This is a genomic window from Nocardioides dongkuii (assembly GCF_014127485.1).
In the GTDB taxonomy this organism is placed as follows: Bacteria; Actinomycetota; Actinomycetes; order Propionibacteriales; family Nocardioidaceae; genus Nocardioides; species Nocardioides dongkuii.
This window is the reverse complement of sequence record NZ_CP059903.1, coordinates 130,610-148,896: the sequence shown is the minus strand read 5'-3', so window position 1 is coordinate 148,896 and position 18,287 is coordinate 130,610. Positions and strand designations below refer to the sequence as shown.

Here is an 18,287-nt window from a genome sequence, read left to right as displayed (position 1 = left end):
GCTCGGGGGCGATGGGCCGGTGTCGAGACAGAGAAAAGGGCCGCTCCCACGATGGGAAGCGACCCTGGTACGACCGTTGACGCAGGTCGTGCGGCAGATCTGAACTGTGCGCCTGTAGGGATTCGAACCCCAAACCTTCTGATCCGTAGTCAGATGCTCTATCCGTTGAGCTACAGGCGCATGTCCCCCGGCGTGCCGGAAGACTGGTCGAGGATAGCCGACCCCCGCGACGTTCCCCAATTCAGCACCCCCACCGGCGGTCCGCCGCGAAACTCATGCCTGGACGACGAAGCTTTGTCGTCCAGGCATGAGTTTCATCGGCCGGCCGATGAAACTCCCGCCCCCAGCGCGCCCTGAACCCCGGTGTGATCCCGCCCACGGAGCGTTGAACGATCCAATATGAGGCACCCGGGGCCGGGGGTACCCTCGCCCCAATCCCAGGGGCGAGACGCTGCTCACGCATCATCTCGTGCTCCTCGGGGGACGACACCAGAGTCGCCGACAACGATGCCGTGCGATCCAGACTCCACGACCACCGTCGACACGCTCGACGGCCGGCGGCGTCCCTCGCAAGACGGACGCCGACCGGATGCGCGAGAGGGAACAGGCCATGACCGCCGAGACGCAGGCACCCACCACCCACCCAGGCATCCTCGAGTTCGTCGAGGAGTTCGCGGCGCTCATGCAGCCCGACCGCGTGCACTGGTGCACCGGATCCGACGAGGAGTGGGAGCAGCTCACCGCGGCGCTCGAGTCCACCGGCACCTTCACCCGGCTGAACCCCTCGATCAAGCCGAACTCCTTCTACGCGGCCTCCGACCCGATCGACGTCGCGCGCGTCGAGGACCGCACCTACATCTGCTCGGTCGACGAGCGCGACGCGGGGCCCACCAACAACTGGATGGACCCCTCGGAGATGAAGTCCCTCATGAAGGGGCTCTACGCGGGCTGCATGAAGGGCCGCACGATGTACGTCATCCCCTTCGTGATGGGCCACCTCGAGGCCGAGCGGCCGATGTTCGGCATCGAGATCACCGACTCCGCCTACGTCACCGCCTCGATGCGCGTCATGGCGCGGATGGGCAGCAACGTCCTGCGCCGCATGGAGGAGCTGCAGGCCGACTTCGTCCAGGCCGTGCACTCCGTGGGCCACCCGCTCGCCGAGGGCGAGGCCGACGTCGCCTGGCCGTGCAACGACACCAAGTACATCGTGCAGTTCCCCGAGGAGCGCAACATCTGGTCCTTCGGGTCCGGGTACGGCGGCAACGCGCTGCTCGGCAAGAAGTGCTACGCCCTGCGCATCGCCAGCGCCATGGCCCGCGACGAGGGCTGGCTCGCCGAGCACATGCTGATCCTCAAGCTCACCAGCCCCGAGGGCGTCAAGAAGTACGTCGCGGCCGCGTTCCCCAGCGCCTGCGGCAAGACCAACCTCGCGATGCTCGAGCCGACCATCCCGGGCTGGAAGGTCGAGACCCTCGGCGACGACATCGCCTGGATGCGGATCGGCGAGGACGGCCGGCTGTGGGCGGTCAACCCGGAGTACGGCTTCTTCGGCGTCGCCCCCGGCACGAACTACCACACCAACCCGAACGCCATGAAGACCATCGAGAAGGGCAACTCGGTCTTCACCAACGTGGCACTCACCGAGGACGGCGACGTCTGGTGGGAGGGGCTGGAGAACCCGCCCGCCAAGGCGACCTCCTGGAAGGGCGAGCCGTGGACGCCGGAGTCCGAGGAGCTCTCCAGCCACCCCAACAGCCGCTACTGCACCCCGATCAAGCAGTGCGACATCCTCGCCGACGAGTACGACGACCCGCGCGGCGTCCCGATCGACGCGATCCTCTTCGGCGGTCGCCGCAAGACGACGGTCCCGCTGGTCTTCGAGGCCCGTGACTGGACCCACGGCACCTTCCTCGGCGCGACGCTCTCCAGCGAGACCACCGCCGCCGCGATGGGTGCGGTCGGCGTGGTCCGCCGCGACCCGATGGCGATGCTGCCGTTCATCGGCTACAACGCCGGCGACTACTTCAACCACTGGATCACCGTCGGCAAGGACAACGACGCCGCGAAGCTGCCGCGGATCTTCTACGTCAACTGGTTCCGTCGCGACGAGGACGGCGGCTTCCTGTGGCCGGGCTTCGGCGAGAACAGCCGGGTCCTGAAGTGGATCGTCGAGCGCATCGACGGCCAGGCGGCCGCCGAGGAGACCGCGGTCGGCTACGTCCCGACGCTCGAGTCGCTCGACACCGACGGGCTCGACCTGTCCGAGGAGTCGCTGCGCGCCGCGCTCGCCGTCGACCCCGAGGAGTGGAAGGCCGAGCTCCCGCAGATCCAGGAGTGGTTCGAGAAGTTCGGCGACGACCTGCCCGCCGTCCTCTGGACCGAGCTCGACGGGCTCCGCGCCCGGCTCGGGGCCTGACGCCCGGAGCGCGCTCCACGCAGCACCCAGCAGCAACCACACGCCCCGCGACCGCGCCGGTCGTGGGGCGTTGTGCGTTGCCGGAGCGCGTCGTCCGGGCTCCGGGGCCGGGGACGCCCCGGGAGACGCCACAGCCCCCGCCAGGGATCCCCGGCGGGGGCTGTGCGCTGGCGGAGGCGGAGGGATTTGAACCCTCGATGGGGTTGTAGCCCCAAACCCGCTTAGCAGGCGGGCGCCATAGACCGGACTAGGCGACGCCTCCCCGACAGCGCGCACAGGCTACTAGGCCGGTGCCGCCCACGACCAATCAGAGGGCCTCGTACGTCGGGCGCCGGCGTCCGGCCGGCTGCTCAGCGCAGCGGGCGGGTGCCCTGGCCGCGGCGCAGGTGGCGCTGCAGCTGGCGCACGAACTGCTCCCGGTCGACCGCGAGGGCCTCGACCGGGATGGTCGTGGTGCGCCCGTCACGCAGCTTGAGCACGACGCAGGGGATGCCCCGCGGGCTGGCGGTGACCGCCTCGGCCACCTCGGTCCAGCGGGCCTCCTTGGTGCCGGCGCCCCGGACCAGGCCCACGCGGTAGCCCTGCGGCCCGCAGTGCAGCACGAAGGCTCGCGAGCGGAGCCACCAGCCGAGGGCGACCACGCCGCCGACGCTGAGCGCCAGCAGGATCACCAGCAGGTCGGCCGGGAGGTCGAGCAGCGCGACCAGCGCCGTACCGACGAACATCAGCAGCGCCGTCGCGACCAGGGCGAGGCCGACGAACCGGGCCGCGAACGACGGGTTCAGCCGGTAGTCGGTGGGCAGCTCGGTCTCGGTCACCCCTCTATTCAACGACGCGTCCCCGGGCGACCACCAATCGAGTCGGCGCTGGTGTCCGCCGCCCGCGCCCCGGACGTCGTACGGGTCGGTGCCGATAGCCGCCAGGACGTATGACGTCCGGGGGCGGCGGCGACCTCCTAGACTCCTCGCGTGCTCGCCCGGTCCGCTGGGACGCACGGAGGGGTGCCGGAGTGGCCGATCGGAACCGCCTTGAAAGCGGTCGCTGGCAGAGATGTCAGCCGCGGGTTCGAATCCCGCCCCCTCTGCCGCCGGAAAGCACCGGAAAGCACCCAGAAAGCACTGCTGCCGGTGACCACCCGAGGGTGGTCACCGGCAGCGGTGTCGTTCAGTGGATCAGGTGGTCAGCGGTTCAGCGCAGGACCCGGCGGGTCAGCACCGATCCCCCGATGAGGAGCGCGCCGAACGCGCCCACCAGCAGGCCCCAGGGGGTGCCGGCCGAGCCGGACGAGGCGGCCCGCACGGAGTCGGACAGACCCGCGTCGACCGCGGTCGGGACCGCGGCGGTCCCGCCGGAGACCGGCGAGGTGCCCGCCGGCGGCTGAGCGTTCTCCGTCGTCGGGGAAACGCCGTTGTCCTGCGGCTCCTCCGGCTCCTGCTCCTCGTTGTTGTCGTCCACGCCGCACTCGGCCGCGGACTCGGTCTGCTCGGTCGTCGTCACCGGGTCGCCGAGCACCCACTCGTTGGTGTCCTCGTCGTAGACGTACGGCGTGGTGGTGGTCGTCGTGGTGGTGACCTGGACGCCGTCGATGCACTCCGAGGTGGTGTCCTTGACGATCACGTCGCTGGGCTGGCCGGGCTTGGTGACGCAGCCGGCGGCGACCTGCTGGGCCTTGGTCCAGGGGCTGAAGCTCAGGTTGGCGATCGTCGCCGTGGTGTCGACCACGAGGTCCCAGGCGTTGTTCGCGGGGTTGAACACGAAGGTGTCGGTGAAGAGCTCGTTGTAGGTCAGCGACCCGGCGCCGTAGGTGATGCCGTCGAACTTGACCTCACAGCCGTCCAGGACCTTCTTCTCCGACCGCTCCACGTTCGGGGGCGGCGTGCAGGAGGTGCCGGTGGGCTGGTTGCCCGGCAGGGCGGGGCAGACGTCGACCGGCGGCGGCGTGCCGCACGGCCCGATCTTCCCGCTCTTGGTGCCCTTGTACTTGCCGTCCCAGCCGACGATCTCGGCCGACCAGGTGGTGGTCGCACCGGCCTGCGGGACCGCGAAGCTCTTGCTGAACGAGGCCCCGAAGGTGCCCGACTGGGTGGCGCCGTTGATCGTGACCGACCACGTGTTCGCCTTGTTCGCGTCGTACGCCGTGGCGCTCAGCTTGATGCCGGTGCAGTCGGCGCTGAACTGCGGCGTGTGTGCCTGGGCCGAGGTGGCCGGCAGGGTGATGAAGGCGCAGGTGGCCAGAACGACCATCAGGGCGCGCAGGAATCTCATGATGTTGTACCTCTCGTGTCCCCCGATCGGCGCATGAATCAGCGCCGCGGGGCTGATGTTCCCCGCCGGGGACCCCCGGAACCAGGAAACCCCGATTGGACTAGACCACGAGGAGGGTGCCGAGCGGGGCTCAGCCGGCCAGCACGAGCAGGACGTCACCCTCCTGGACGACGTCGCCCGGAGCGACCTTGACGGCGCGCACCGACCCGGCGACCTCGGCGATGACCGGGATCTCCATCTTCATCGATTCCAGCAGCACCACGGTGTCTCCGACCGCGACCGGGTCGCCCGGAGCGACCCCCAGGCTCAGCACGTTGGCCACCATCTCGGCCAGGATCTCGGTGAGCTGTTCGCGGGGCATGCTGGCGAACCTAGCCGTTACCGGGAGGTACGCCGAACGCCCGTGAGAGGAGCGTCACAGCACCGTCACAGCAGCGGGCTGGTCCGCGGCGGCTCGGGCCGGACCGCGGCCTCCTCCTCCGCGCGCCGGGCGCGGCGGCCGCGGGGGCCGGTGAACGCCAGGTCGACGCGGACCACGACGTACCCGATGACCAGGCCGACGAGCAGGCCGTAGGTCACCGACAGGGCGACCTCGGACAGGGCGATGGCGGGGTTCATCAGCGAGTTGGCCACCGGGGTGGTCGCGGCCGCGCCGAACGCGCAGACCCACCAGCCCTGGCGGCGGCGGGCCCGCAGGTGGGTGCCCCACACCAGCGCGGGCACGCCGAGCACCGTCTCGATCGGGCGCGGGAACGCGCCGAGGTGCTCGCGGCTCCAGCGCACGGCGTCGAGGAGGTTGCCGACCAGGCCGGGGGTGCCGTAGCGGCGCAGCAGCTCGGCGTACGCCAGGGTCACGGCGAGCAGCGCGGCGCCGAGGAGCACCACCGCCACGCCGCGCCGGCCGAGGCCGTGGAAGCCGGCGCCCAGCCGGTAGACGACCCCGAACGCGCCGGCGAGCGCGAGGACGAGGGTGACGTACTCGAAGCGCAGCAGGTCGACGCTCGGCTCGAAGCCGACGGTCGCGAGCGCGCCGACCGCGGCGACCAGGACGGCGACCACGCACTCGCGCGCGGCCTCGACGTAGCGCCGGGCCGGCACCGTCGCGACCACGCCGAGCACCGCGCTCACCGCGCAGGTGGCGACGGCGGCGCCGGTGCGCAGCTGGTCCTGGTCGGTGACCAGCACGACCACCCCGAGGACGACCGCGAGCGCGCCGAAGAGGATCGGCCGGCCGCCGGTGCGGGCCGCGAGCGCCCAGGAGTACGCCGCCGCGACGGCCACCGCCCCGATGCCGGGGAGCACCGCCGGTCCGACCGGCACCATCCCCGCCACCAGGCAGCCGAGGCCGGCCAGCACGACCGCGGCCATCACCGCCAGCGGCACCAGCGCGGAGCGGGGGGCAGCGGGGGGCACGACGTCGAAGGCTACAACCGGCGGTTGGCCAGCGAGGGGTTGGTACGACGGGCCTCGGCGACCACGTCGCGGGACAGCTCGGCGCGCAGCACGGCCGGCTCCTCACCCGCCTCCGCGAGCACGTCGCCGAGCGGGTCGACCACCAGCGAGCGGCCGGTGTAGCGCGGGCCGGGCTGGCCCGCGGCGACGACGTACACGGTGTTCTCGATGGCGCGCGCCCGCACCAGCGTGCGCCAGTGGTCGGCCTTGCGGGGCCCGGCGACCCAGGCCGAGGGGACGACGAGGACCTCGGCGCCGGCGTCCACGAGGGCGCGCCCCATCTCGGGGAACCGCAGGTCGTAGCAGGTCATCAGCCCCACCTGCAGCCCGGCGACCTCGACCAGCGCCGTCGTGGGCTCGCCCGCGGTCAGCCGGTCGGACTCGCGGTAGCCGAAGGAGTCGTAGAGGTGGACCTTGCGGTAGTCCGCGTGCGCGGCGCCCCGCACGACGAGGGTGTTGAAGGGACGCGCGGGGTCGGCGCCGGCCTCGAACATCCCGGCGACCACGGTGGTGGCGTGCTCGGCGGCGGCGTCCGCGACCGCGGTCGCGAACGGGCCGTCGGGCGCCTCGGCGTACCCGCTGACGTCGGAGCCGGCCTCGCCGAAGTCGCGGGCGAACGCCTCCGGGAAGACGACCAGGTCGGCGCCGTTCGGGGTCAGCTCGCGCAGCCGCGCGCGGTTGGCCGCGGGCTCGAGACCGGCGGGCTCCTGGACGACGACGACGCGCACGGCCCCAGCCTGGCACGCGGTGGGAGACTCCGGGGATGACGGGGTTCGGCGCGGTGGTGCTCGCGGGGGGCGCCGCCACCCGCCTCGGCGGCGTCGACAAGGCCTCGCTCGAGGTCGGCGGCCGCACCCTGCTCGCCCACGCGCTCGACGCGGTGGTCGACGCGCACGAGGTGGTCGTGGTGGGCGACCCGGTACCGACCGAGCGGCCGGCGACGTTCTGCCGGGAGGACCCGCGGCACGGCGGCCCGGTCGCCGCGCTGCTCACCGGGGTCGACGCGCTGCTGCGCACGCCGCGGACCGTCGGCGTGCTGGCGGTCGACATGCCGCACGTGACCGCGGCGACCTTCCGCCGGCTGCACGAGGCCGCCGTCGGGCGGGACGGGGCGGTGCTGCTCGGCCCGGACGGGCGCCGGCAGCTCGCGCTCGTGCTCGACCCGGCGCGGCTGGCCGCCGTACGACCCGACCACGAGGGGCAGCACGGGATGGCGGTACGCCGCCTCCTCGCGCCGCTGGACCTCGTCGAGGTGCCGGCCGACGGGCGCGAGCACCGCGACGTCGACACCTGGGCCGACCTGCGCGACCTCGGCGAGTGAACCGTCCCGCTCGCGAGGGACTTGCCGGGGCCGCCCCGGTGGGGCGAGTGTGGGTTTCGTGAACCTGCACGACTGGATCGACGAGCTGAGCGACGTCCTCGACATCGACGCCGAGATCGAGGTCGACGAGGGCCTGGTGCTGGACCTCGCCCGGGTGGTCGCGCACGCCGTCGAGCGGCCCGCCGCGCCCGTGACGGCGTACCTGCTCGGGCTGGCGGCAGGCACCCGCGGCGCGGACCCCGCGACCGTCGAGGCACTGGCCGCGCGGGCACAGACCTTGGCCGAGGGCTGGGACCGCCCGGCCGGGGCGCCGGACCCCGACGACGCCGCCATCACCGTCGACGTCCCCGACGACAGCGGGGTCGACCACACCGGCGAGGCCTTCGAGCGCTGAGCGCCGGCGGCCCTCCGTAGGGTGGCCGCATGCGCGCTGTCGTCGCCACCGGCACCGGTGGTCCCGAGGTCCTGTCCGTCGCCGAGGTGCCGGACGTCGAGCCCGGCCCCGGCGAGGTGGTCCTGGAGGTCGCCGCCGCGGGGCTGAACCGGGCCGACCTGCTGCAGCGGCAGGGGTTCTACCCGCCGCCGCCCGGGACCTCGGACGTGATCGGCATGGAGTGCAGCGGCACCGTCGCCGCGCTCGGCGAGGGCGTCGTGGGCTGGGAGGTCGGCCAGGAGGCGTGCGCCCTGCTGGCCGGCGGCGGGTACGCCTCCCGCGTCGCGGTCCCGGCCGGCCAGCTGATGCCGGTGCCGGACGGCGTCGACCTGGTCACCGCGGCCGCGCTGCCGGAGGTGGCGTGCACCGTCTGGTCGAACGTCTTCATGGTCGCCGGCCTCAAGCCGCACGAGTCGCTCCTGGTGCACGGCGGCGCCGGCGGCATCGGCACCTTCGCGATCCAGCTCGCCCACCACCTCGGCGCGCGCGTCCTCACGACCGGCGGGACGCCGGAGAAGCTGGCGTTCTGCGCCGGGCTCGGGGCCGACGTCACGATCAACTACCGCGACGAGGACTTCGTCGAGGTGGTCGGCCGCGAGACCGACGGCGGGGTCGACGTCATCCTCGACAACATGGGCGCGAAGTACCTCGCCCGCAACGTCGCCGCGCTGGCCACCGAGGGCCGCCTGGTGATCATCGGCATGCAGGGCGGCACCAAGGCCGAGCTCGACATCGGCGCGCTGCTGCGCAAGCGCGGCGCGGTCATCGCCACCACGCTGCGCGCCCGGCCGACCGCCGAGAAGGCCGCGATCTGCGGCGCGGTCGTCGAGCACGTCTGGCCGCTCGTGTCCCAAGGGCTGGTCAAGCCGGTCGTGCACGGCACCGTGCCGCTGGCCGACGTCGCCGACGCGCACCGGCTGATGGAGTCCGGGGATCACACCGGCAAGATCCTGCTCACCCTCTGAGCGCGCCCGCGCCGCGGCGTACGGCGGGCGCCGGCGCCGCGCCGCGGCGTACTGGACCGACGGACCTTCCTCTGGACCGACGAAGCTCCGTCGGTCAAGAGGAGGATTCCCCGGTCGACCGGTGAATCCTCCCCTCCCCACCCACCTGGGGCGGCTGAGTAGTGTCGAAGACATGAGCGAGCAGGAGCAGCAGGTGGTCGTGATCGGTCCCGACGGGCAGCCGATCGGCGTCGTGCCGGCCTCGGCGCTGACCCGGCCCGCCGGGGCCGACGGCAAGACCGACGCCCAGGCCGAGGGTCAGGGCGGTCAGGGCGACCGGGGCGGCCAGGCTGGCGACGGCCAGGACGACCGGGGCGGCGAGCGCGCCGTCACCGACCTGGTCGAGCAGCCCGCGAAGGTGATGCGGATCGGCACGATGATCCGCCAGCTGCTCGAGGAGGTGAAGGCCGCGCCGCTCGACGAGGCCAGCCGCAACCGGCTCCGCGGCATCCACCGCGCCTCCATCGACGAGCTCGAGGAGGGCCTCGCCCCCGAGCTGGTCGAGGAGCTGAACCGCCTCGCGCTCCCCTTCAGCGACGAGCAGACGCCCTCGGACGGCGAGCTGCGGATCGCGCAGGCTCAGCTGGTCGGGTGGCTCGAGGGGCTCTTCCACGGCCTCCAGACCGCGATCTACGCCCAGCAGATGGCCGCGCGCGCCCAGTTCGAGCAGATCCGCCGCAGCCTCCCGCCGGGCTCGTTGCCGCAGGCTCCCGGCGCCCCCGCTCCGGGGATGGCCGCGCCGCAGCACGCCGACCCGGGCGCGCAGCCCGGCGACTCGGGCGGCATGTACCTCTGAGCCCGCGGCCGGGTCCGTCAGGGACGGCGGGCCAGCCGGCGCACGACCACCCAGCCGAGCAGGCCGACGAGCACCATCGCGGCGCCGGGCGCGGCCGTGCGGGTGAAGGAGGCCGGCTCGGTGGCGTCGGCGACCGGCTCGATCTCGGCGGTCTCGGCCGGGGCCTCGGGCCGCGGCGCCTCGCCCTCGCCGTACAGCGCCTCGAGCTCGGCGACCAGCGTCGCGCGCTTGCGCTGGGTGCCGCCGCAGGGCTCGGCGACCAGCGTGCCGTCGACGTCGTCGACGAAGAAGACGTAGGGGACACCGGCCGGCAGCTCGCCGAGCTCGCACGCCGAGCGGGTGCCGCCGTCGGTGGCGACCTCGACCTGCTCGTCGCGGACGTTGCCCTTGTAGACCAGGTCGACGTCGACTGCGTGGGTGTACGTCGAGCCCCTCCCGCCGTCGGCGCGGGGGGCGGCGGCCGCGGCGGTGACGGTGCCGGTGAGGACGGCTCCCGCGACGCGCGCGAGGCGCTCGGTGTCGTCGGCCGTGTCGGCGGCGGTGCAGCTGCAGCGCGGCGCGGGCGCCGCGGCGGCGGGCGCGGCCCACGGCGTCGCCAGGGCGCCGGCGCCGGCGACCAGCACCACCACCAGGAGCCGGCGGAGCGTCAGCAGCAGGGTCGGCACCCGCTCATTCGAGCAGATCACAGCCCGAACACACCAGCCAGCACGCGAGCCACGCCGTCCTCCTCGTGGCCGGGGGCGACGTGGTCGGCGGCCTCGGTGACCGTGGGGTGGGCGTCGGCCATGGCGTACGACGTGCCGGCCCAGGTCAGCATCGGCAGGTCGTTGGGCATGTCGCCGAACGCGATGACGTCGGCGGCGCCGACCCCGAGCCGGTCGCAGAGCAGCGCGAGGGTCGAGGCCTTGGTGACGCCGGGCCCGCTGATCTCCAGCAGCGAGGTCGAGGAGGACCAGGTGATCACCAGCCGGCCGCCGGTAGCGACCTCCGCCAGGTCCCAGAACTCCTGCGGGCCGAGCTCCTCGTGGCGGGCCAGCAGCTTCAGCGTCGGGCGGTCCAGCAGCTGCTCGAGCGGGGCGCGGCGGGCGTCCTCCGGGACGGCGTACCGCTCGACGAACTCGGGCTCGAGCGCGATCCCGGCGAGGTCCTCCACGGCGTACGTCGTGCCGGGGACGGCGTCCCGGATCGCCCGGCAGACGGCGAGCGCGAGCGCCGGCTCGATCACCCGCTCGAGGTGGACCGCGTCGCGGGCGACGTCCCACACGAGCGCGCCGTTGGAGACGACCGCCAGGCCGTGCCGTCCGACGTAGGGGAAGACCTCCTCGGCCCAGCGCAGCGGCCGGCCGGTGACGAAGACGACCGGGACGTCGCGCCGGTCGAGCTCCTCGAGCACGTCGCGGGTGTAGTCCGAGACGGTGCCGTCAGCCCGGACCAGGGTGCCGTCGAGGTCGGTGGCGACCAGCTTCGGGAGGCTCATCGCAGCGGCCGGGCCAGCACCAGCTGGCCCTCCCCGTCGTCGCCGCGCAGCTCGGTGAAGCCGGACGTGGCGAGGACCCGGACGCTGGCCCGGTTGCCGGGGTCGACCCGCGCCCGGACCCGGACGCCGGCGGCGTCGGTGTGCGCGAGCAGCCCGGCGAGCGCCTCGGTGGCGAAGCCCCACCCCCTGGCCTCGGCGACCAGCCCGAAGCCCACCTCGGCCTCGTCCACGCCGTCACCGGCCGCCTCGGGCGGGCCGAAGAACCCGACCGACCCGAGGACCGTCGCGCCGCGGACGACGCTGCGCGGCCCCCACGGGTCGTGCTCCTGCCACAGGGTGGCGGCGTCGCGGTCGTCCTCCCGGGGGAAGTCGGGGTGCCAGCGCGGGAGCCGGGCGCCGGTGCGGATCGCCGTCACGTCGGCGGCGGTCCACAGCGGCAGCACCAGCCGCTCGGTGCGGACCGGGTCGGGGAGGCTCACGCGACCGGGGGGAACCAGCGGGAGATCTCGGTGGCGGCGCCGTCCTCGTACACGGTGGCGGTGACGTCGTCGGCCGCGTCGATCACCGGCTGGACCGCCTGTCCCATCGCCACCCCGCGGCGGGCCCACTGGAGCATCTCGACGTCGTTGCGGCCGTCGCCGATCGCGAGGACGTCGGCCGCGCCCAGGCCGAGCTTGTCGGTGACGTGCTCGAGCCCCGAGGCCTTGGAGACCCCGATCGGCGCCAGGTCGAGCCACGCCGTCCAGCCCACGACGTAGTTGGTGCCGTGCAGCCCCAGCTCCTCGCCGAGGGCGACGAAGTCGTCGGCGCTGGCGTCGGGGTCGCGGATGATCACGCGGCTCACGGGGCCGGCGACGAGGTCCGCGACGTCGGTGATGATCATGTCGCCGCTGAGCTCCCCCTCGGGGAAGTGCGAGGTGACGCGGTAGCCGACACCGCGCTCCTCGACCGCGACCAGCGCGTTCGGGTGCCGCTCGAGGACCCTCGCGACGGCCGGCCGGGCGTCGAAGGTCTCCTCGTGGACCACCTCGACCGGCGGGTAGCGGAACACCACGGCGCCGTTGGAGGCCACCACCCAGAGCCGCTCGCGCTCGGCCCCGTGCAGGTCGAGCAGGTCGGCGATCGTGGTCATGCCGTGCGGGGAGCGCCCGCTGGCCAGGACGACGTGCGACCCGGCGTCCAGGACCCGGTGCACGGCCTCGAAGACCGCGGGCGCGATCTCCTCGTGCGTGGTGCCCCCGCCCTCGACCCACTTCAGCAGCGTGCCGTCGATGTCGAGCGCGACCACGCGCGGCGTCCAGCCGCTCAGGTCGCTCACGGCGCCACCGGCTTCAGGACCTCGAGCCCGCCCAGGTGGGGACGGAGCGCCTCGGGCACCCGCACCGACCCGTCGGCCTGCTGGTGGGTCTCGAGGATCGCCACGATCGTGCGGGTCATCGCGCAGAGGGTGCCGTTGAGCGTCGCCACCGGGCCGGTGCCGTCGGCGTACCGGGCGCGGGTGTCGAGCCGGCGGGACTGGAACTCGGTGCAGTTCGAGGTCGAGGTGAGCTCGCGGTACTTGCCCTGGGTGGGGATCCACGCCTCGCAGTCGAACTTGCGGATGGCGGAGAGGCCCAGGTCGCCCGCGGCCACGTCGATGACGCGGTAGGCGAGCTCGAGCTTGTCGAGGAACTCCTTCTCCCACTGCAGCAGCCGCTGGTGCTCGGCGTAGGAGTCCTCGGTCGTGGTGTAGACGAACATCTCGACCTTGTCGAACCAGTGGACCCGGATGATCCCCTTGGTGTCCTTGCCGTGCGAGCCGGCCTCCTTGCGGAAGCAGGGGCTGAACGCGGCGTACCGCAGCGGCAGCGCGGCGCCGTCGAGGATCTCGTCGGAGTGGTACGCCGCCATCGGCACCTCCGAGGTGCCGACCAGGTAGAGGTCCTCGCCCTCGATCTTGTAGACGTCGTCGGCCGCCTGGCCCAGGAATCCGGTGCCGTCCATCGCGCGCGGGCGCACCAGCGCGGGGGCGATCACCTGGGTGAAGCCGGCCTGGCGGGCCTGCTCCATCGCGAGGTTGATGAGCGCCAGCTCCAGCTGGGCGCCGACGCCGGTGAGGAAGTAGAACCGGCTGCCGGAGACCTTGGCGCCGCGCTCGATGTCGATGGCGCCGAGCAACCGGCCGAGCTCGATGTGGTCTCGGGGCTCGAAGCCCTCCGCGGCGAAGTCGCGCGGGGTGCCGACAGTCTCGAGGACCACGAAGTCGTCCTCGCCGCCCGGCGGCGCCTCGTCGGCCGCGAGGTTCGGCATCGAGAGCAGGGCGTCGTTCCAGGCCGCCTCGGCGGCGGTCTGCGCGGCCTCGGCGGCCTTCACGTCGGCGGAGAGCGACTTGGTGCGCGCGAGCAGCTCCTGCTTCTCCTCGCCCTGCGCCTGCGCGACCCGCTTGCCGAGCTGCTTCTGCTCGGCGCGCTTGGCCTCGAAGTCACCGATCGCGCGGCGCCGCTCGGCGTCCGCGGACAGCGCGCGGTCGACGACCTCGTCGGACAGCCCGCGCTTGGCCTGGGCGGCGCGCACGCGGTCGGGATCGTCTCGGAGGATGCGGGGGTCGATCATGTCGTCAGGTTATCGGGGCCGCCGGCTCACTCCGACGGCGCGACGGCGTGCGCGCCGAAGTAGAGCGACGCGCGCTGGAGCACCTCGGCCGACCGGGTCAGCAGGACGTAGCGCTTGCGGCCCTTCCCGTGGGCCATCGCCGGCGTGCGGAAGTCGAGGTGGAACCCGTGCGTCCGCGCGATCTCCAGCAGCGCCGCGGGCGTGTAGTACGACGTGTGGTCGCGGTAGAAGACGTAGCGGTGCCGGGCCAGGTCGCCGCCCGCGAAGACGTTGGTCCCGCACACCAGCAACCCGTGCGGGCCCACGAACTGGAAGAGCCGCTCGAAGTCGCGGTGCGGGTCGCGGAAGTGCTCGACGACCTCGCTGGCGACGACCACCGGGAACTTCCTGCGGGCCGGCAGGTTGGCGTCGTGGAACTCCGCGTCGTCGCGCAGCCGCATGATGTCGCCGATCGCGACGTGCCGCACCCGCTTCAGGGCCGCGATGTGGTGGTTGTCCATGCTGTTGCCGATGCCGTACACGAGCACGTCGAGGTTCCGCCGGCCCAGGATGTCGACCGCCATCCTCGCCATCTGGAACTCCCGGCCCGGGGTCTCCATCGTGCCGATCCGCGACCCCCCGGCGGGCAGGTCGCCGAGGTCGCCCGCGGTCCGGTACAGGTTGTGGACCGGCAGCTCCTCGATCGAGACGTAGCCGCACCCGGTGCAGGTCGAGACCCGCCGCACCAGGCCCGGGTCGCCGACGAAGGCCACCGGCTCGTACGGCGAGCGCGGGCCGCCGCAGACCAGGCAGCGCAGGGCGTCCCCGGCGTCGAGCCCGGACTCCGGCCCGGTCTCGGGCCCGCCCGTGGCCCGGCTGCGGGGGCGGTCGCGGCGCACGCGCCGGACGCTAGCACCGGACGGCCCGGCATACTTGCCCGGTGCTGGATCGTCCTCGCCTCGTGCTGCTGAGCTGGTCGGCCCTGTGCTTCCTGCTCTTCGCCGCCGTCGCCGTGAGCGCCGTGCAGGGCTGGGGCCCGGTGGACGCCCTCGACGGCCGCGGCGACCCGGCCCGCGACTGGGCGGTGGACGCCGCCTGGCTGCAGGACCCGCTCCGCTGGGTCGAGGTGGTCTTCGGCACCGTCGGGATGGCGATCGCGACCGTGGTGCTCGCGGGGGCGATGTTCGCCAAGAACCACCGACGGGCCGCGGCGCTCACCGTCGGCGTGATGGCCGCGACCGCGGTCTCGACCGCCGTCCTGAAGCTGACCGTCGGCCGGGCGCGCCCGGCGTGGCAGGACGCCGAGCACCTGCTCTCCAGCAAGTCCTTCCCCTCGGGGCACGCGTCGTCGGTGGCGGCGTTCGCGGCCCTGGTGTGCGTCCTGGTGCTGATGCTGGTCCGGCGCTCGGGCGTCCGCCGCGCGGCGTACGTCGTGGCCGTCCTGATCGTCGTCCTGGTCTGCCTGGACCGGGTGCTGCTCGGCCGGCACTACCCCTCCGACGTGGTCGGCGGCGTGCTGCTCGGCCTGGGCATGACGCTGCTCGGCCTGGCGGTCTACAGCCCGCTGCCGCGCAGCATCTCGGTGACCACCGAGCCGATGCCGGAGGTCTACGCCTCGCAGCGCCGGCTCGCGGTGGTGCTCAACCCGATCAAGGTCGAGGACGTGGGCGCGTTCCAGTCCGTGGTCACCGCGATGGCGCTCGAGGCCGGCTGGTCCGAGCCGACCTGGCACCTCACCACGATCGAGGACCCCGGCACCGGCATGGCCGAGGCGGCCGCGTCCGCCGGCACCGACCTGGTGCTCGTCTGCGGCGGCGACGGCACCGTGCGCGAGGTGTGCGCCGAGCTCGCCGGCACCGGCATCCCGATCGGCATCATCCCGGCCGGCACCGGCAACCTGCTGGCCCGCAACCTCGGCATCCCGCTCTACATCCGGTCCGCGATCGACGTCGGGCTGCACGGCCAGGACCGGGCCATCGACCTGGTGAAGGTCAGCGGCGACGGGTTCGACGCGACCCACTTCATGGTGATGGCCGGCATGGGCTTCGACGCCGCGATCATGGAGGGCGTCAACGAGGACCTCAAGAAGCGGGTCGGCTGGATGGCGTACGTCGTCTCCGGGATGAAGGCGCTGATGTTCCCCGCCGTGCGGGTCGAGATCTCCGTCGACGGCGGCGAGTTCACCCGGCACCGGGCGCGCACGGTCGTGGTCGGCAACGTCGGGTCGCTCCAGGCGGGGATGCCGCTGCTGCCGGACGCCGCCATCGACGACGGGCTGCTCGACGTGGTGCTGCTGCACCCGCAGCGGTTCCTGTCCTGGGTGCCGCTGGCCTACCGGGTGCTCGCCAAGCGGTCGCGCACCGACGACACGATCAACCGGATGACCGGCCAGCGCATCCACGTCCGCGCCGCCTCCGACACCCCCCGCCAGCTCGACGGCGACTCCATCGGGCTGGGCCGCGAGCTGGTCATGGAGTGCATCCACGGCCGGCTGCTGGTGCGGGTGCCGCGCTAGCCGGGGCTGGTCAGGGCTGGTCCTCGAGCAGCTCGCGGGCCAGCATCGTGGCGCCCACGACGGCGGCGGGCATCACCAGCACCGCGCCGAGCGGCACCAGGAACGCCGCCTGGGTGACCAGGCCGAGGCCGAGCACCGACCGGCCGTGCCCGCGCAGCGCCTGTCGGCGCGCGGTGCGGTCCAGGCCGCGCGCCTCCAGCGGGCGGCCGAGCAGCTCACCGGCGAGCAGCCGCGCGGAGACGGCGAAGCCCAGCGTCGCGCCGACGACCGCGCCCACCAGCGGCAGCATCCCGACGACCAGGAGCGTGGCACCGACCGCGAGGCCGTACGCCGCCAGCACCGCCGCGTCGCGCAGGCCGCGCCACAGCCCCAGCCCGCCCTCGGGGACGGGACCGCCGAGCTCCTCCTCGGTGGCCCGCCAGATGCGCTCGTAGAACGGGTCGCCCACGGCCAGGGTCAGGCCGGTGAAGGTCACCGAGGCCAGGAACACCGCGCCGCCCACCACGAGCACCGCGAGCCCGACCCGCAGCACGTCCCGCCAGGTGCCCCAGCCGTCGGCGAACGGGGTCAGCCAGGTCACCAGGTCGTCGACCAGGAACAGCAGGGTCACGAGCGCCGCGCCGACGAGCAGCAGGACCAGCAGGGCGGGCAGCATCCCGAGCAGCATCAGGCCCGGGCGTCGGCGCCACATCCCGAAGCCGCGCGCGACGTACGCGGCGCCCTGCAGGACGCCGGAGTCCGCTCCGGTGCCGGTCACCGCTTGCCGGGCCGGGCGTGGTCGACCGCCTCGAGCTCCTCCGGCGAGAGCTGCTGGTCGCAGCTCCACGCGGTGATGTTCTTGGCGTAGGTGCGCGACTCCGAGCGGCCGTGGATCGAGCTCAGCACGACCCCGTGCCCGGAGTCGTCGAGGAGCGCGAGGGACCAGGAGAGGTGCCCGCCCATGTCGCCGAACGCGTCGTACCGCACCACGGCGAGGTGGCGCAGCGCGTCCTTGGCCTCGGCGCGCAGCGCGGCGACCTCCCGCCGGAGGCCGTGGACGTCCTCGGGGAGCGCCTCGGCGGCCTCGGGGCGGCGTACCCCCTGGGACCGTCGGAGGGCGACCACCGAGAACCCCACCGCGACCAGGGCGACGACCAGCGAGCACACCACGAGAGCCAACACCCGCCGACCCTAAACTCTGCGGGTGACCGAACTGCGACGCATCGCCTACCAGGGCGAGCCCGGCGCCAACTCCCACCAGGTGTGCGCCCAGCACTACCCCGACCTGGAGTCGGTGCCGTGCGCGTCGTTCGAGGACGTCTTCGCCGCCGTCGAGGCCGGCGAGGCGGACCTGGCGATGATCCCGATCGACAACTCGATCGCCGGCCGGGTGGCCGACATCCACCACTTCCTGCCCGACTCGGGGCTGCACATCATCGCCGAGCACTTCCTGCGGATCCGCTTCCACCTGATGGGGGTGCCGGGCGCGTCGCTCGACGCGATCACCACCGTGCACAGCCACGTGCACGCGCTGGGCCAGTGCCGCAAGGTGATCCGGGAGCACGGCCTGCGCCCGGTGATCTCCGGCGACACCGCGGGCGCCGCCCGCGAGGTGGCCGAGATGGGCGACCCGACGCAGGCGGCGATCTCGCCGCCGCTCGCCGCCGGCATCTACGGCCTGGAGATCCTCGCCGAGGACGTCGAGGACGAGGAGCACAACACCACGCGCTTCGTCGTCCTCTCCCGCGAGCTCGTCGAGGCCGAGCCGGGCAGCGGCCCGGTCGTCACCAGCTTCATCTTCAACGTCCGCAACCTGCCGGCCGCGCTGTACAAGGCGCTCGGCGGGTTCGCGACCAACGGCGTGAACATGACCAAGCTCGAGAGCTACATGGTCGGCGGGCAGTTCACCGCCACCCAGTTCCTCGCCGAGGTCGACGGGCACCCCTCCGACCCGGGGCTCGCGCGGGCGCTCGAGGAGCTGCGGTTCTTCACCACCGACGTCAAGGTGCTCGGGGTCTACCCGGCCGACGCGTTCCGGGCCTGAGTAGTTTCATC

Annotated in this window: 20 protein-coding genes and 3 tRNA genes; 8 read left to right on the top strand and 15 right to left on the bottom strand. The window is 73.4% G+C overall.

Features of this window, described 5'->3' with window-relative positions:
* Positions 1 to 107: 107 nt before the first annotated feature.
* Positions 108 to 180: transfer RNA gene (locus H4O22_RS00715), tRNA-Arg, on the bottom strand.
* Positions 181 to 589: 409 nt separating this feature from the next.
* On the opposite strand from H4O22_RS00715, the gene H4O22_RS00710 reads away from it, so the two are divergent.
* Positions 590 to 2,419, top strand: a complete 1,830-nt coding sequence (locus H4O22_RS00710; protein WP_280530175.1) for a phosphoenolpyruvate carboxykinase (GTP) — start codon at positions 590 to 592, stop codon at positions 2,417 to 2,419.
* 168 nt (positions 2,420 to 2,587) lie between these two features.
* Here H4O22_RS00710 and H4O22_RS00705 read toward each other — a convergent pair.
* A tRNA-Ser gene (locus H4O22_RS00705) sits at positions 2,588 to 2,681 on the bottom strand.
* 88 nt (positions 2,682 to 2,769) lie between these two features.
* On the bottom strand, positions 2,770 to 3,237 hold the full coding sequence (locus H4O22_RS00700; RefSeq protein ID WP_244963052.1) for a hypothetical protein: 468 nt from the start codon (positions 3,235 to 3,237) through the stop codon (positions 2,770 to 2,772).
* Between the two features lie 177 nt (positions 3,238 to 3,414).
* On the opposite strand from H4O22_RS00700, the gene H4O22_RS00695 reads away from it, so the two are divergent.
* A tRNA-Ser gene (locus tag H4O22_RS00695) sits at positions 3,415 to 3,503 on the top strand.
* A gap of 104 nt (positions 3,504 to 3,607) precedes the next feature.
* On the opposite strand, the gene H4O22_RS00690 is transcribed toward H4O22_RS00695, so the two are convergent.
* The 4 genes from H4O22_RS00690 to H4O22_RS00675 form a co-directional block, all read right to left on the bottom strand.
* Entirely contained in the window at positions 3,608 to 4,684 is a 1,077-nt protein-coding gene (locus tag H4O22_RS00690; RefSeq protein ID WP_182525222.1) for a hypothetical protein, read from the bottom strand.
* A gap of 130 nt (positions 4,685 to 4,814) precedes the next feature.
* Positions 4,815 to 5,045: a biotin/lipoyl-binding carrier protein gene (locus H4O22_RS00685; RefSeq protein WP_182525221.1), complete on the bottom strand. Its 231-nt coding sequence runs from the start codon at positions 5,043 to 5,045 to the stop codon at positions 4,815 to 4,817.
* Positions 5,046 to 5,110: 65 nt separating this feature from the next.
* Positions 5,111 to 6,097 carry a hypothetical protein gene (locus H4O22_RS00680; protein WP_182525220.1) on the bottom strand — a complete coding sequence of 329 codons (987 nt, stop codon included), beginning with the start codon at positions 6,095 to 6,097 and terminating at the stop codon, positions 5,111 to 5,113.
* A gap of 11 nt (positions 6,098 to 6,108) precedes the next feature.
* The gene (locus tag H4O22_RS00675; protein WP_182525219.1) at positions 6,109 to 6,864 is read right to left on the bottom strand and encodes a carbon-nitrogen hydrolase family protein; all 756 of its coding nucleotides are present in this window, start codon (positions 6,862 to 6,864) and stop codon (positions 6,109 to 6,111) included.
* A 35-nt stretch (positions 6,865 to 6,899) separates the two neighbouring features.
* Here H4O22_RS00675 and mobA point away from each other — a divergent pair, with 35 nt between their 5' ends.
* The 4 genes from mobA (at position 6,900) to H4O22_RS00655 (ending at position 9,690) form a co-directional block, all read left to right on the top strand.
* Positions 6,900 to 7,457 (top strand): molybdenum cofactor guanylyltransferase, encoded by a 558-nt coding sequence (gene mobA / locus H4O22_RS00670; RefSeq protein ID WP_182525218.1) that lies wholly within the window; start codon positions 6,900 to 6,902, stop codon positions 7,455 to 7,457.
* Between the two features lie 58 nt (positions 7,458 to 7,515).
* Entirely contained in the window at positions 7,516 to 7,851 is a 336-nt protein-coding gene (locus H4O22_RS00665) for a DUF6457 domain-containing protein (protein WP_182527261.1), read from the top strand.
* A 29-nt stretch (positions 7,852 to 7,880) separates the two neighbouring features.
* Positions 7,881 to 8,855 carry an NAD(P)H-quinone oxidoreductase gene (locus H4O22_RS00660; RefSeq protein ID WP_182525217.1) on the top strand — a complete coding sequence of 325 codons (975 nt, stop codon included), beginning with the start codon at positions 7,881 to 7,883 and terminating at the stop codon, positions 8,853 to 8,855.
* Between the two features lie 172 nt (positions 8,856 to 9,027).
* The gene (locus H4O22_RS00655; protein WP_227465664.1) at positions 9,028 to 9,690 is read left to right on the top strand and encodes a bacterial proteasome activator family protein; all 663 of its coding nucleotides are present in this window, start codon (positions 9,028 to 9,030) and stop codon (positions 9,688 to 9,690) included.
* Between the two features lie 17 nt (positions 9,691 to 9,707).
* Here H4O22_RS00655 and H4O22_RS00650 read toward each other — a convergent pair whose 3' ends face one another.
* Genes H4O22_RS00650 through H4O22_RS00625 form a run of 6 tightly spaced genes read right to left on the bottom strand, consistent with a single transcriptional unit; the run spans position 9,708 to position 14,637 of the window.
* Positions 9,708 to 10,355, bottom strand: a complete 648-nt coding sequence (locus H4O22_RS00650) for a hypothetical protein (protein ID WP_182525216.1) — start codon at positions 10,353 to 10,355, stop codon at positions 9,708 to 9,710.
* 17 nt (positions 10,356 to 10,372) lie between these two features.
* Positions 10,373 to 11,167, bottom strand: a complete 795-nt coding sequence (locus H4O22_RS00645; RefSeq protein ID WP_182525215.1) for an HAD family hydrolase — start codon at positions 11,165 to 11,167, stop codon at positions 10,373 to 10,375.
* Positions 11,164 to 11,646 (bottom strand): GNAT family N-acetyltransferase, encoded by a 483-nt coding sequence (locus H4O22_RS00640; RefSeq protein ID WP_182525214.1) that lies wholly within the window; start codon positions 11,644 to 11,646, stop codon positions 11,164 to 11,166. Before H4O22_RS00640 ends, H4O22_RS00645 begins: the two co-directional genes overlap by 4 nt.
* Positions 11,643 to 12,485, bottom strand: coding sequence for an HAD family hydrolase (locus H4O22_RS00635; RefSeq protein WP_182525213.1), 843 nt, complete (start codon positions 12,483 to 12,485; stop codon positions 11,643 to 11,645). The genes H4O22_RS00640 and H4O22_RS00635 overlap by 4 nt, the downstream gene beginning before the upstream one ends.
* A complete protein-coding gene (gene serS, locus H4O22_RS00630; protein ID WP_182525212.1) occupies positions 12,482 to 13,759 on the bottom strand; it encodes a serine--tRNA ligase in 1,278 nt (425 codons plus the stop codon). Before serS ends, H4O22_RS00635 begins: the two co-directional genes overlap by 4 nt.
* A gap of 26 nt (positions 13,760 to 13,785) precedes the next feature.
* Entirely contained in the window at positions 13,786 to 14,637 is an 852-nt protein-coding gene (locus H4O22_RS00625; RefSeq protein WP_182525211.1) for a methyltransferase domain-containing protein, read from the bottom strand.
* A 41-nt stretch (positions 14,638 to 14,678) separates the two neighbouring features.
* Between H4O22_RS00625 and H4O22_RS00620 the strand changes: the two genes are divergently transcribed.
* A complete protein-coding gene (locus tag H4O22_RS00620) occupies positions 14,679 to 16,253 on the top strand; it encodes a bifunctional phosphatase PAP2/diacylglycerol kinase family protein (RefSeq protein ID WP_182525210.1) in 1,575 nt (524 codons plus the stop codon).
* 10 nt (positions 16,254 to 16,263) lie between these two features.
* Here H4O22_RS00620 and H4O22_RS00615 read toward each other — a convergent pair whose 3' ends face one another.
* Positions 16,264 to 17,010, bottom strand: a complete 747-nt coding sequence (locus H4O22_RS00615; RefSeq protein ID WP_182525209.1) for an EI24 domain-containing protein — start codon at positions 17,008 to 17,010, stop codon at positions 16,264 to 16,266.
* Complete coding sequence (locus tag H4O22_RS00610; RefSeq protein ID WP_182525208.1) at positions 17,007 to 17,414, bottom strand: DUF4446 family protein; 408 nt, start codon at positions 17,412 to 17,414, stop codon at positions 17,007 to 17,009. The genes H4O22_RS00615 and H4O22_RS00610 overlap by 4 nt, the downstream gene beginning before the upstream one ends.
* A 22-nt stretch (positions 17,415 to 17,436) precedes the next feature.
* On the opposite strand from H4O22_RS00610, the gene H4O22_RS00605 reads away from it, so the two are divergent.
* Positions 17,437 to 18,276, top strand: a complete 840-nt coding sequence (locus H4O22_RS00605; RefSeq protein ID WP_182525207.1) for a prephenate dehydratase — start codon at positions 17,437 to 17,439, stop codon at positions 18,274 to 18,276.
* Positions 18,277 to 18,287 lie beyond the last annotated feature (11 nt).

Bases quoted from the DNA above. Each gene is read 5' to 3' on its own strand.
- H4O22_RS00660 (WP_182525217.1), top strand. From the start codon at position 7,881: ATGCGCGCTGTCGTCGCCACCGGCACCGGTGGTCCCGAGGTCCTGTCC.
- H4O22_RS00690 (WP_182525222.1), bottom strand. From the start codon at position 4,684: ATGAGATTCCTGCGCGCCCTGATGGTCGTTCTGGCCACCTGCGCCTTC.
- mobA (WP_182525218.1), top strand. From the start codon at position 6,900: ATGACGGGGTTCGGCGCGGTGGTGCTCGCGGGGGGCGCCGCCACCCGC.
- H4O22_RS00710 (WP_280530175.1), top strand. From the start codon at position 590: ATGCGCGAGAGGGAACAGGCCATGACCGCCGAGACGCAGGCACCCACC.
- serS (WP_182525212.1), bottom strand. From the start codon at position 13,759: ATGATCGACCCCCGCATCCTCCGAGACGATCCCGACCGCGTGCGCGCC.
- H4O22_RS00645 (WP_182525215.1), bottom strand. From the start codon at position 11,167: ATGAGCCTCCCGAAGCTGGTCGCCACCGACCTCGACGGCACCCTGGTC.
- H4O22_RS00655 (WP_227465664.1), top strand. From the start codon at position 9,028: ATGAGCGAGCAGGAGCAGCAGGTGGTCGTGATCGGTCCCGACGGGCAG.
- H4O22_RS00685 (WP_182525221.1), bottom strand. From the start codon at position 5,045: ATGCCCCGCGAACAGCTCACCGAGATCCTGGCCGAGATGGTGGCCAAC.